This window comes from Sphingomonas molluscorum, from assembly GCF_039522995.1.
GTDB lineage: Bacteria > Pseudomonadota > Alphaproteobacteria > Sphingomonadales > Sphingomonadaceae > Sphingomonas > Sphingomonas molluscorum.
In genome coordinates this window covers 381,225-392,641 of record NZ_BAAAEL010000015.1, presented here as the reverse complement: position 1 = coordinate 392,641, position 11,417 = coordinate 381,225, and the positions used below count along the sequence as shown (strand labels likewise).

Annotated in this window: 12 protein-coding genes; 10 read left to right on the top strand and 2 right to left on the bottom strand. The window is 68.2% G+C overall.

Features of this window, described 5'->3' with window-relative positions; all coding sequences use genetic code 11:
- Positions 1 to 3: 3 nt before the first annotated feature.
- Complete coding sequence (locus ABDZ92_RS16080) at positions 4 to 1,284, bottom strand: efflux RND transporter periplasmic adaptor subunit (RefSeq protein WP_241211780.1); 1,281 nt, start codon at positions 1,282 to 1,284, stop codon at positions 4 to 6.
- Here ABDZ92_RS16080 and ABDZ92_RS16075 point away from each other — a divergent pair.
- Positions 1,277 to 2,059 carry a TetR/AcrR family transcriptional regulator gene (locus tag ABDZ92_RS16075; protein WP_272695318.1) on the top strand — a complete coding sequence of 261 codons (783 nt, stop codon included), beginning with the start codon at positions 1,277 to 1,279 and terminating at the stop codon, positions 2,057 to 2,059. The two genes, ABDZ92_RS16080 and ABDZ92_RS16075, sit on opposite strands and share 8 nt — an antisense overlap.
- A 19-nt stretch (positions 2,060 to 2,078) precedes the next feature.
- Here the strand turns inward: ABDZ92_RS16075 and ABDZ92_RS16070 are convergent, their stop codons facing one another.
- The gene (locus ABDZ92_RS16070) at positions 2,079 to 2,726 is read right to left on the bottom strand and encodes a Crp/Fnr family transcriptional regulator (RefSeq protein ID WP_343763863.1); all 648 of its coding nucleotides are present in this window, start codon (positions 2,724 to 2,726) and stop codon (positions 2,079 to 2,081) included.
- Positions 2,727 to 2,991: 265 nt separating this feature from the next.
- Here ABDZ92_RS16070 and ABDZ92_RS16065 point away from each other — a divergent pair, with 265 nt between their 5' ends.
- The 9 genes from ABDZ92_RS16065 (at position 2,992) to ccoS (ending at position 11,277) form a co-directional block, all read left to right on the top strand.
- Positions 2,992 to 3,291: a hypothetical protein gene (locus tag ABDZ92_RS16065; protein WP_125960005.1), complete on the top strand. Its 300-nt coding sequence runs from the start codon at positions 2,992 to 2,994 to the stop codon at positions 3,289 to 3,291.
- A 96-nt stretch (positions 3,292 to 3,387) separates the two neighbouring features.
- Entirely contained in the window at positions 3,388 to 5,073 is a 1,686-nt protein-coding gene (gene ccoN, locus ABDZ92_RS16060) for a cytochrome-c oxidase, cbb3-type subunit I (RefSeq protein WP_125960006.1), read from the top strand.
- A gap of 11 nt (positions 5,074 to 5,084) precedes the next feature.
- Positions 5,085 to 5,819, top strand: coding sequence for a cytochrome-c oxidase, cbb3-type subunit II (gene ccoO / locus ABDZ92_RS16055; RefSeq protein WP_125960007.1), 735 nt, complete (start codon positions 5,085 to 5,087; stop codon positions 5,817 to 5,819).
- Positions 5,816 to 5,980 (top strand): cbb3-type cytochrome oxidase subunit 3, encoded by a 165-nt coding sequence (locus ABDZ92_RS16050; protein ID WP_125960008.1) that lies wholly within the window; start codon positions 5,816 to 5,818, stop codon positions 5,978 to 5,980. Before ccoO ends, ABDZ92_RS16050 begins: the two co-directional genes overlap by 4 nt.
- On the top strand, positions 5,973 to 6,938 hold the full coding sequence (ccoP, locus tag ABDZ92_RS16045) for a cytochrome-c oxidase, cbb3-type subunit III (protein WP_125960009.1): 966 nt from the start codon (positions 5,973 to 5,975) through the stop codon (positions 6,936 to 6,938). The genes ABDZ92_RS16050 and ccoP overlap by 8 nt, the downstream gene beginning before the upstream one ends.
- Positions 6,925 to 8,472, top strand: a complete 1,548-nt coding sequence (locus ABDZ92_RS16040) for a 4Fe-4S dicluster domain-containing protein (protein ID WP_125960010.1) — start codon at positions 6,925 to 6,927, stop codon at positions 8,470 to 8,472. The genes ccoP and ABDZ92_RS16040 overlap by 14 nt, the downstream gene beginning before the upstream one ends.
- On the top strand, positions 8,469 to 8,948 hold the full coding sequence (locus ABDZ92_RS16035) for a FixH family protein (protein WP_272695317.1): 480 nt from the start codon (positions 8,469 to 8,471) through the stop codon (positions 8,946 to 8,948). The genes ABDZ92_RS16040 and ABDZ92_RS16035 overlap by 4 nt, the downstream gene beginning before the upstream one ends.
- On the top strand, positions 8,945 to 11,092 hold the full coding sequence (locus tag ABDZ92_RS16030) for a heavy metal translocating P-type ATPase (RefSeq protein WP_125960011.1): 2,148 nt from the start codon (positions 8,945 to 8,947) through the stop codon (positions 11,090 to 11,092). Before ABDZ92_RS16035 ends, ABDZ92_RS16030 begins: the two co-directional genes overlap by 4 nt.
- The gene (ccoS, locus tag ABDZ92_RS16025; RefSeq protein ID WP_125960012.1) at positions 11,089 to 11,277 is read left to right on the top strand and encodes a cbb3-type cytochrome oxidase assembly protein CcoS; all 189 of its coding nucleotides are present in this window, start codon (positions 11,089 to 11,091) and stop codon (positions 11,275 to 11,277) included. Before ABDZ92_RS16030 ends, ccoS begins: the two co-directional genes overlap by 4 nt.
- The last annotated feature ends 140 nt before the right edge of the window (positions 11,278 to 11,417 follow it).

The window sequence follows — 11,417 nt, the reverse complement described above, 5'->3', positions numbered from 1 at the left end:
GGATCAGCGTCCCGATGCGGGGCCGTTAGCGGCACCCGGTTGTCCGGGCTGCCCCGACTGCGCGGCAGTGCCGCCCTGGCCCGGCTGCCCAGCGGCCCCGCCCTGTCCGGCCGGCCCTGCGCGGCCAGGGGCGCCGGCTGCGGCGGGCTGCTCGCCCTGCACCCGCACCTTGCCGCCCGGCTGTACCTTCTGCCAGCCTTCGGTGATCACGCGGTCCCCCGCCTTCAGGCCCGAGCGGATGATCCAGTTGGCACCGCTCTGGCCGCCCAGCTGCACCTGACGCGTGCTCACGCTTCCGTCCTGTGCAACGACGGAAACACTCGCGTTGCTGCCGGCGATCTGCACGGCGCGCTGCGGGACCATGAAGCCGTTGACGGTGCCCGCCGACAAGCGGCCGCGCACGAACTGACCGGGCAACAGACGCCGATCCGGGTTCACGAAGCTTGCCCGCAGCACCTGGCTGCCGGTTGCGGGATCGACGCTCAGGTCGGCGAAGTTCAGCCGGCCGACCGGGCCATATTCCTCACCGCTCTCCAGGATCAGCCGGACTTCCACGCCGGTAAGCGTCGGCAGCTTCAGCTCACCGTTGCGCGCACGAGTAAGCAGCGTCTGCAGCTCGGTGCTCGACTGGGCGAAGACAGCGTAGACCGGGGTCAACTGCTCGATGGTCGTGAGCGGCGTCGCCTGGGTGGCGCTGGCAAGCGCACCCTCGGTCACCTGGGCTCGACCCACCCGGCCGCTGATCGGCGCACGCACGGTCGCGTAGCTCAGCTCCAGCTCTGCACGCGTCAACGCCGCGCGCGCATCGGCGACGCTCGCCTCCGCCTGGCGAAGCGTGGCCTGGGCAGCCTCAAATTCCTGGGCGCTCACCGCACGCTCGCTGATCAGCGGCCGATAGCGTTCGTACACCTGGCGGGCGTTGACGCGCGTCGCCTCTGCACGCTGCACTGCAGCGCGAGCCTGCTGCACCGCGGCCCGCTTGTCGCGCGGATCGATCAGGAACAGCGGCGTGCCTTCGCGCACGTCGGTTCCTTCCTGATACAGACGGCGCTCGATGATGCCGTCGGTGCGCGCGCGGACTTCCGCCGAGCGAACCGCCTCGATGCGGCCGGGCAGCTCGATGATGTTGGGCACGGTCTGCGCCTGGATCGTCACCACCGACACGAGCGGCGGCGGGGGTGCAGGCGGTTGCTCCGCACCGCCGCCACAAGAGGCGAGCGCAAGCGCACCAGCGACGACGACCAGCGTCCGGCCGGGCCGGCCGAAGGAGGGGGCGATGATCACAAACGATTCTCCAAGAGGGCGAGCCCGTGCAGGCGCGGATTTCTGTACCGCTCCGATGCGACAAATCAACTGTGTCGTGCATTTTTTTGCGGACCAGTTTATAACGTTTCGAGGGAAGCGTGGAGCTACTGATTTGAAATGTGGTGAACGCCGGGGCGCCGGCCGTCCGACGCGCGAAGAAGCAGCTGCAATCAACGATCGCGTGCTCGACGGGGCCCGCACCGCTTTCTGCCGCCAGGGAATATCCGGTGCGTCGATGGACGAAATCGCAACCGCGGTCGGCGTTACCAAGCACACCATCTACCGCCGCTATCCCAGCAAGGCAGCCTTGCTGGAAGCCGTTGTGCAGCGCGACATCGCGCGCTTCGCAGGAGAGATGCAGGCCAATAGCGATCAGGCGGCGGCAGAAGCCAGTGGGCCCGTGGAGGCGCTGAAACTCGCCACGCGCCGTTTCTTCCAATGCTGCGTAACACCGGAGGACGTCGCCTTCATCTCCTTCCTCCAGGCGGAGGGCGCCTTTTCGGAAGACATGCGCCGCAAGCTGACGGAGTGGGAGCGCGTTGCCAACGCACCTTTGCGCGAACGAATCGAAGATGCGCAGGCGGCGGGCTGCGTTCGCACGGGCGATCCCGCCCGGATCTGTGAGGTCCTCGTCGATCTGATCGACGGCGGCGCCCGGCGGTCCACCTCCACCGAAGGCACCAAGAGCCTTTCCGAAGAGCGGTTCGAGGAGCGCTGGAGCATCTTCGCGCGCGCGATGCTCGAACGCTGTTGAGGCACCCTAGCCGGCGAGGTTACTCGGCGGTCTCGCCCTCCGTCTCGAGGCGTTCCGCATCGAGGATGCGCACCCGCTTGCGTCCGGCCGCAACGATGCCGGCACGCTCCCACCGGCTCACCAACCGGCTGACGCTGTGGAGCGTCGTGGCGGTCAGTTCGGCGAGATCCTGACGCGAAAGCGCCACTTGCACCCCGCCCTCGCCCGGCGCCCCGTCCGCTGCGAGCCGCAGGAGCGCGCGCGCCACCCGCTGCGCGACCGGCAGCGTTGATACCTCGTGAAGCCGCTGGAGCATCTCCTCGTTGCGCTCGGCGATCATCTGCAGGAAGTTGCTCGCAAGTTCGGGGTGCGCGGCGATGAGCTGACGCATTTTATCGGCTGGCCAACTCAGCGCACGAATGTCGGTCAGTGCCGTGACGGTCGCAGGATAGGGCATCTGGCGAAGTGCGGCGACGCAGCCCGGCATTGTCCCCGGCCCCAGCATGTGCACGGTCATGGCCGTGCCCCCGGTCGACGTCCGCCACACCCGCACACGCCCCTCCGTCAGCAGCAGGAACTGATCGGGTCGGTCCTCCTCGTACATCAGGACCTGACCGGCCCGGTACGTCCGGGGGGTCGCACTGCGACGCAGCACGGCGTCCAGTTCTTCCGGAAGACCGTTAAACAAGCGGCAATTGGTCAACAATCCTGGCACGGTGATTCCGTTTCTCCGCGCGAGGAAGCGGCGCGCCCGTTGCAAGCAGCTGCGAACCCCCGCGGCTTCCCCGACAGTCCAGCACCTAGAAACCCGCGCGCAATGCTTCTTTGACGCGCGTCAAACCGCGTTCTTTGACCGCCATCAAATCCCGTTCGTCTCGGCCGTGCCATTCGGAACCCGTGATTCCCGGCACCTGAGCTGTGCCGGGACTATTGGCGCAGGGAGGACGATGCGCATGCCGATCGGAGTAATCACCGGTACCTATGGGCTGTTGATCCTGGTGACGCTGGTGTCGGGGTATTTCGCATTCCTGCACGCCAACACGCTCGCGCGGGAATCGCAGACGCCGGACAACGACGTCGTTGCAGGCCGCAGCCGCCCGGTCGGCCGCCGCGGGCGGGCACGCCGGTCGATCCTGGCGGTGATCATCTTCCACCTGGCCTGGATCGGCCTGATGGTTCTGATCGGCCTGCACGTGAGCGGCACGCTCTCCACCCTGGTCAAGTCCCAGGATGTGACGGTGCAGCGGCCGTAGCGCCCGCGCCGCTGGTCTTGACGGAAATCAATGTTGCAGGGGGCCGAGCAGCCGAGGGCCCCCGTTAGCTGGATCGGCTGCTCGAGCGAGGGGCTCATGGACAATATCATCACAAATGCCGGGGCCTGGTTGCTCCTGGCTATTCTGGCGCTGTTCGGCGCGGCGCTCGCCGCCGACGCGGGCTTCGCCGTCCACATGGGGATCATGGCGATCGCGGCGCTGGCCGCGTCGTTCCTCACCATTTCCAAGGGTGACTTCAACGCGCTCCCGGGTCGGCTTGCCGGCCCCGCGGCACTGCAGAGCCGCTACTACGACGACGTGATCCGCTGGGGCGTGATCGCGACCGTCTTCTGGGGCGTCGTCGGGTTCCTGGTCGGCGTGGTGATCGCGCTCCAGCTGCCCTTCCCGGCGCTGAACCTCAACAACGAGTTCACGACCTTCGGCCGCCTGCGCCCGCTGCATACCTCCGCCGTGATTTTCGCGTTCGGCGGCAACGCGCTGTTGGCGACGAGCTTCTACGTCGTGCAGCGCACGTGCCGCGCGCGGCTGTTCGCCCCCAAGCTCGCGAACTTCGTGTTCTGGGGCTACCAGCTGTTCATCGTCCTGGCGGCGACCGGCTACGTCCTCGGCATCACCGAGGGCAAGGAATATGCCGAGCCCGAATGGTACATCGACCTGTGGCTGACGATCGTCTGGGTCTGCTACCTGGTCGTCTTCGTCGGCACGATCGTGAAGCGGTCCGAACCCCACATCTATGTGGCCAACTGGTTCTACCTGTCCTTCATCATCACCATCGCGATGCTCCACATCGTCAACAACCTGTCGATGCCGGTGTCGCTGCTGGGCTCCAAGTCCTACGCCGCCTTTGCCGGCGTGCAGGATGCGCTGACCCAGTGGTGGTACGGCCATAACGCGGTAGGCTTCTTCCTGACCGCCGGCTTCCTGGGCATGATGTACTATTTTGTGCCCAAGCAGGCCGAGCGCCCCGTCTACAGCTATCGCCTGTCGATCATCCACTTCTGGTCGCTGATCTTCCTCTACATTTGGGCGGGTCCGCACCACCTCCACTACACCGCCCTGCCCGACTGGGCGCAGACGCTGGGCATGGTGTTCTCGGTGATGCTGTGGATGCCCAGCTGGGGCGGCATGATCAACGGCCTGATGACGCTCAACGGCGCCTGGGACAAGATCCGCACCGATCCGATCATCCGCATGATGGTCTTCGCGCTCGCCTTCTACGGCATGGCGACCTTCGAAGGCCCGATGATGTCGATCAAGTCGGTCAATTCGCTCAGCCACTATACTGAATGGACCATCGGCCACGTGCACTCAGGGGCGCTCGGCTGGAACGGCATGATCACCTTCTCGGCGATCTACTACATGGCGCCGCGCCTGTGGGGTCGTGAGCGGCTCTACTCGCTCCGGATGGTGAACTGGCACTTCTGGCTCGCGACGCTGGGGATCGTTCTCTACGCCTCGTCCATGTGGGTGGCGGGCATCACCCAGGGCCTGATGTGGCGTGAGTACGGGGAGGACGGCTACCTCGTCTACGCCTTCGCCGAAGTCGTCTCCGCAATGAAGCCCTACTACGTGATCCGCATGGTGGGCGGCCTGTTCTACCTCACCGGTTCGCTGGTGATGGCCTGGAACATCTTCAAGACGATCAAGGGCGAACTGCGCCAGGAGGCGCCGATGACCGACGCCGCCTTTGATCCCGAGGCGGACCGCCCGGTCGTGCGGGCGCCCGCCGCCGGCACCCCCCAGCCAGCCCCCGCCGAGTAAGGACAAGGACGATGGCTTCCAAGTTCCTCGATCACAAGAAGATCGAACGCAACGTCACCGTCCTGGGCGTCCTCGCCTTCCTGGCGGTGATCATCGGCGGCATCGTGGAGATCGCGCCCTTGTTCTGGATCGACTCCACGGTCGAGAAGGTGGAGGGGGTCCGCCCCTACACCCCGCTCGAGCTCGCGGGTCGCAACATCTACATCCGTGAGGGCTGCTACAACTGCCACAGCCAGCAGATCCGCCCCTTCCGGGATGAGGTGGAGCGCTATGGCCACTACAGCCTGGCGGCCGAGAGCATGTACGACCACCCGTTCCAGTGGGGCTCCAAGCGCACCGGGCCGGACCTGGCCCGGGTCGGCGGCCGCTATTCGGACGAGTGGCACGTCCAGCACCTGAAGGACCCGCGCTCGGTGGTGCCGGAGTCGATCATGCCGCCCTACGCCTTCATGGCCGAGCGCGACCTGGATGCGGGCGACATGGCCAAGCACCTGATGGCGTTGCGCCGGGTCGGCGTCCCCTACACCGATGAGGACATTCAGAAGGCGCAGCAGGACCTGTCGCTTCAAGCGCTGGCCGACGGCGACGCCGCCGACTTCGCCCGCCGTTATCCCAAGGCGCAGGCCCGTGACTTCGACGGGGATCCAAACCGACTGACTGAGATGGATGCGCTGGTCGCCTATCTCCAGATGCTCGGCACCACCGTCGATTTCCGGTCGGCGGAGGCACAGGAGCAGCCCCGGTGAACTACAGCGATCTGCGGCATTTCGCAGACAGCTACGGCCTGGTCTTCATGAGCGTGGTCTTCCTAGTGCTGGTCGGATGGACGTTCCGCCGCAATGCCGGGAAGCACCACGACCAGGCCGCCCACAGCATCTTCGAGGAAGAGGACCGCTCCGATGGTTGAGCGCAAGCGGATCGACGACAAGACCGGCACCAGCACGGTCGGCCACGAATGGGACGGCATCGAGGAACTCGACACGCCCATGCCCCGCTGGTGGCTGATCACCTTCTTCGCCAGCATCGTGTTCGCGGCGGTATACGTCGTGCTCTACCCGGCATGGCCGCTGGTCCACAGCGCCACCGCGGGCGTGCTCGGCTGGTCCAGCCGCGGCCAGCTCGCGAAGGAAGTGGCGTCCGAGGGCGACCGCAAGGCGCCGATCGAACAGGCGCTCGCCCGCATCCAGATCGAGCGCCTGCCGGAGAACAGCGAACTGTTCCAGGCGGCCGTCGCCGGCGGCAGCGCCGCGTTCAAGGTGCACTGCGTCCAATGTCACGGTGCGGGGGCGGCCGGCAGCAAGGGCTATCCAAACCTGAACGACGACGACTGGCTGTGGGGCGGCGACCTCAAGACCATCCAGCAGACGCTCGCCAACGGCATCCGCCAGCCCGGCAACGACGCGACCCGCATGTCGGTGATGCCGGCCTTCGGCCGCGACGGCATCCTCCAACCCGCCGACGTCCAGGACGTGGTGAGCTATGTCCGCGTGATCTCCGGCCAGGAGAAGCCGAGCGAGGCTGCAAGGCGCGGTGCCGCGCAGTTCGCCAACAACTGCGTCGCCTGCCATGGGCCGCAGGGCAAGGGCATGCGCGAGTTCGGTGCGCCGAACCTGACGGACGGCATCTGGCTCTACGGCGGCGATCGCGACAGCCTGACCCAGACCGTCACCAACTCGCGCTATGGCGTGATGCCCGCCTGGGGTCATCGCCTCGATCCGGTGACCATCAAGATGCTCGCAGCCTATGTCCATTCGCTGGGCGGCGGCGAGGCGTTCGTACCCGAGACGCCGGCGACCGTTGCGGCCGCCACGTCCAACCCGGAGGCGGCCACACCGGTCGCGCAACCCCGAAATGTCCAGCCCTGACGACCTGGCGGGCCCCAAGCAGAAGCTGTTCGAGGCCCGCACCAAGATCTTTCCCAAGGCAGTCGACGGCAGCTTCCGCCGGCTGAAGTGGGCGCTGATGGCCGTGACCCTGACCATCTACTATGTGACGCCGTGGCTGCGGTGGGATCGGGGGCCCTATGCCCCCGACCAGGCGGTGCTGGTGGACATCGCCCACCGCCGCTTCTTCATGTTCTCAATCGAGATCTGGCCGCACGAGTTCTACTACGTAGCTGGCCTGCTCATCATGGCCGGCATCGGCCTGTTCCTGGTGACCTCTGCGGTGGGGCGCGCCTGGTGCGGCTATGCCTGCCCCCAGACGGTCTGGACCGACCTGTTCGTCCATGTCGAACGCTTCGTCGAAGGCGACCGCAACGCCCAGATCCGCCTGCAGAAAGCGCCATGGGGTCCGGCCAAGATCGCCAAGCGCGTCACTAAGCACGGCATCTGGCTGCTGATCGCGGTCGCGACCGGCGGCGCCTGGATCTTCTATTTCGACGATGCCCCGACGTTGTTCGGGCAAGTCGTCCACGGCGAGGCGCCGATCGCCGCCTATGCCACCATCGCGATCCTGACGGGCACCACCTATGTGCTGGGCGGGCTGATGCGCGAGCAGGTGTGCGTCTACATGTGCCCGTGGCCGCGCATCCAGGGCGCGATGCTCGACGAGAAGTCGCTGCTGGTCACCTATAAATACTGGCGGGGCGAGCCGCGCACCCACGGCCTGAAGCGCGCCGCTCCTGCCGCGCGCCGGCCGGAAGTGCAGGACCAGGCCGCCGAGCCGCAGGTCGGCATCCCCTCGCTGGTGGCGCTCGCCGCCAACCCGGAAAAGACGCCACGCATTGGCGACTGCATCGACTGCAACGCTTGCGTCGCGGTGTGCCCGACCGGCATCGACATCCGCAATGGCAGCCAGATCGGCTGCATCACCTGCGGGCTGTGCATCGACGCGTGCGACCAGATCATGGCCAAGATCGGCCGGCCGCCGCGGCTGATCGGCTACAGCACCATCGCCGACGAGACGATCGCGGGCGAAGGCGGCGAGCCGATGCATCCTCTGCGCCGGCTGCTGCGGCTGCGCACCATCCTTTATACGCTGGTGTGGGCGGGGATCGGCATGGGCATGTTGTTTGCCCTGGGTACGCGCACCCGCATCGACCTGTCGGTCAGCCAGACGCGCAACCCGCTCTACGTCCGCCTGTCGGACGGCAGCATCCGCAACACCTACACGATCAAGGTTCGCAACATGGAGAACCGCCCGCGCGAGGTGGAGATCGGCCTTGCCGGCCTGACGGGCGCCGCCCTGTGGAACGACGGCGGCAGCCGCGAGGCCGCAGGGCAGACCGTCCGGCTCAAGGTGCCGGCCGACCAGGTCGCACGGACCCGCGTGTTCGTGGCCGCGCCCGCTCAAGGACCGACCCGCCAGGACGTGACCTTCACCGTCCGCGCCCTCGACCAGGAAGGCGGGCAGGACACCGACCAGAACTTCTTCGAGCGCCCGGAGACCGGACAATGATGAACCCCCGCCCCGCCCCCGCCGGCCGCTTCACCGGCTGGCACATGCTGGCGATCCTGCTGGGCATGTTCGGCACGATCATCGCGGTGAACTTCGTCATGGCGCGCTCTGCCGTGGGTACGTTCGGGGGGACGGTGGTCGACAACAGCTATGTCGCCAGCCAGAAGTTCAACCGCTGGCTTGCCGAGGCACGGGCGCAGGAGGCGCTCGGGTGGAAGCTGGACGTGACGGTGGATCACAGCCGCACCGTCCGCATCGCCACCAACTCGCCGATGGGGCCGCTGTACGCCGCCACGATCGACGCCGTGGCGACCCACCCGCTGGGCCGCGCACCCGAGCAGAAGCTCCATTTCGTGAACGTCGGTGGCGGCGCCTTCGCATCGCAACAGCCGCTGCCGGAGGGGCGCTGGCTGCTCCGGATCGAGGTCCGTGAGGGGCGCAGCACCGCCCGCTTCGACGACCAGGTCGGCGCATGAACGCCCCCGCCCCCGCGGCCCTTGCGGCCGAGCGCTGCGCCACCAGCCAGTTCAGCGTGCCAACGCTGCATTGCGCCGGCTGCATCGCCAAGCTGGAGGGCGGGCTCGCCGCCACGCCGGGGGTGATCGACGCGCGGGTCAACTTCACCACCAAGCGGGTGCGGGTCGCCCACCTGCCCGAGCTCGACACCGGCGCGGTGCGCGACGCGATCGCCCGCATCGGCTTTCCGGCCGAGCCGTTCCTGGGCGAAGCGGACGGCGCCGCCAGTCGGGAAGGCCGGGAGCTGGTGAAGGCGCTGGCGGTCGCGGGCTTTGCCGCGATGAACGTCATGCTGCTGTCGGTGTCGGTCTGGTCCGGGGCGGAAGGCGCGACCCGGCAGCTGTTCCACTGGCTTTCGGCGATGATCGCGCTCCCGGCGGTCGCCTATGCCGGGCGCCCGTTCTTCCGGAGCGCCTGGGCGGCGCTGCGCCATGGCCGCACCAACATGGACGTGCCGATCTCGATCGGGGTGGTACTCGCCTGCGGGCTGAGCCTCTACGAGACCGCGACGGGCGGGCACGACGCGTACTTCGACGGCGCCGTCATGCTGCTGTTCTTCCTGCTTGCGGGCCGCTTCCTCGACAGCGTGATGCGGGCGCGGGCGCAGGACAGCGCGGGCGCGCTGCTGCGCCAGACGGCGCCGGGCGCACAGGTGCTCGACAAGCAGAACGTGCCGCAATGGCGCGCGGCCGAGGAGCTTGCCCCCAACATGCGGATGCTGGTGGCGGCTGGCGATCGGCTGGCGGCCGACGGCGTGGTGGAGAGCGGCACCAGCAGCGTCGACCGCTCGCTGATCACCGGCGAGAGCGTGCCCGAGGCGGTGGCACCCGGCAGCCGGGTGCTCGCGGGCACGATCAACATGGACGGGCCGCTGATCGTGAAGGTGACCGCCGCGGGCGAGAACACCGCGATCGCGGACATCGCCCGGCTGATGGAGGCGGCGGGCGGCACCAAGTCCCGCTACGTCCGCATCGCCGATCGCGCGGCGCGGCTCTATGCGCCTGCCGTCCACAGCCTGGCGGCGCTGAGCTTCCTGGCCTGGATGCTGGCGGGTGCCGGTGTGCACCAGGCGGTGCTGATCGCGGTGGCGGTGCTGATCATCACCTGTCCCTGTGCGCTGGGGCTGGCAGTGCCGGTGGCCCAGGTGGTCGCGGCGGGCGCGCTGATGCGGGCGGGCGTGCTGATCAAGGACGGCTCGGCGCTGGAGCGGCTGGCCGAGGCCGACATCGCGCTGTTCGACAAGACCGGCACGCTGACCCTGGGACGGCCGACCCCTTTCGGTTCCCTGCCGCTCACCGTCGAGGAGAAGCCGGTCGCGCTCGCGCTGGCGCGGGCGAGCCGCCACCCACTGTCGCGGGCGTTGGCCGCAGCGCTGGAAGCAGAAGGCGTCCAGGCAACCACGATCGCGGACATGATCGAGCAGCCCGGCCTGGGGATCGAGGGACACGTTGAGGGCGTCCGCGCACGGCTTGGCCGGGCGGACTGGGTCGGCGCGGAGCAGCCGGCGGAGGGCGCGGCGCTCAGCACCGGCTTCGTAATGGGCAGCGCGCCCGCGCGGCTGCTGCGGTTCGAGGACGCCTTGCGGCCGGACGCCGAACCGGCAATCGCGCGGCTGCGCAGCCAAGGGCTCGCGCCCGCCATCCTGTCCGGGGACCGGGCGCAGGCCGTGGCGGCGATCGGCCATCAGCTGGCGGTCGACGCGACGGCCGAGCTGTCGCCCGCCGACAAGTTCGCCGTGATCGAGCGGCTGTCAGCATCCGGGCGCCGCGTGCTGATGGTGGGCGACGGCCTCAACGACGGCCCCGCGCTGAAGGCGGCGCACGTCTCGATCGCCCCCTCCTCCGCCAGCGATGTCGGCCAGACCGCGGCGGACCTGCTGTTCCTGGGCGACCGGCTGATGCCGGTGCCGGTGGCGGTCGCCGCCGCGCGCCGGACCATGACGGTCGTGCGGCAGAACTTCGCCCTGGCGATCGGCTATAACGTGCTGGCCGTGCCGCTCGCCATTGCAGGCTATGTGACGCCCTTGATCGCGGCGCTCGCCATGTCCGGTTCCTCGCTGATCGTGGTGGCCAATGCGCTGCGGCTGCGGAGTGCCGCCCGATGAACGGCCTGGCCCTGTTGATCCCCATCGCGCTGCTGCTGGGCCTGGCCGGCCTGGGCGCGTTTTTCTGGTCGGTGAAGTCGGGCCAGTTCGAGGACATGGACGGTGCCGCCATGCGAGTGCTGATCGACGACGAGGCCCCCGGTGAGGCTCCGGACGAGGGATCCGACCGCGGAAGGTTAAGCTAAAGTTAGTCCAAGAACGCTTCTGTCGTCCTGTGCCGAAGGCGCGTTTCCGCGCCATTGCGCGGCTTCTCCGGGCGGCATCACGCCGGCGCGGATTGCACCCTTCGCGCAGCTGATGGCGATCGTGCTCCGGCAACGCTCCG

Excerpts from the sequence above, each read along its gene's own strand:
- ccoO (WP_125960007.1), top strand. The coding sequence starts at position 5,085 with ATGGCTTCCAAGTTCCTCGATCACAAGAAGATCGAACGCAACGTCACC.
- ABDZ92_RS16040 (WP_125960010.1), top strand. The coding sequence starts at position 6,925 with ATGTCCAGCCCTGACGACCTGGCGGGCCCCAAGCAGAAGCTGTTCGAG.
- ABDZ92_RS16075 (WP_272695318.1), top strand. The coding sequence starts at position 1,277 with ATGATCACAAACGATTCTCCAAGAGGGCGAGCCCGTGCAGGCGCGGAT.
- ABDZ92_RS16065 (WP_125960005.1), top strand. The coding sequence starts at position 2,992 with ATGCCGATCGGAGTAATCACCGGTACCTATGGGCTGTTGATCCTGGTG.
- ccoN (WP_125960006.1), top strand. The coding sequence starts at position 3,388 with ATGGACAATATCATCACAAATGCCGGGGCCTGGTTGCTCCTGGCTATT.
- ccoS (WP_125960012.1), top strand. The coding sequence starts at position 11,089 with ATGAACGGCCTGGCCCTGTTGATCCCCATCGCGCTGCTGCTGGGCCTG.
- ABDZ92_RS16035 (WP_272695317.1), top strand. The coding sequence starts at position 8,469 with ATGATGAACCCCCGCCCCGCCCCCGCCGGCCGCTTCACCGGCTGGCAC.
- ABDZ92_RS16030 (WP_125960011.1), top strand. The coding sequence starts at position 8,945 with ATGAACGCCCCCGCCCCCGCGGCCCTTGCGGCCGAGCGCTGCGCCACC.
- ccoP (WP_125960009.1), top strand. The coding sequence starts at position 5,973 with ATGGTTGAGCGCAAGCGGATCGACGACAAGACCGGCACCAGCACGGTC.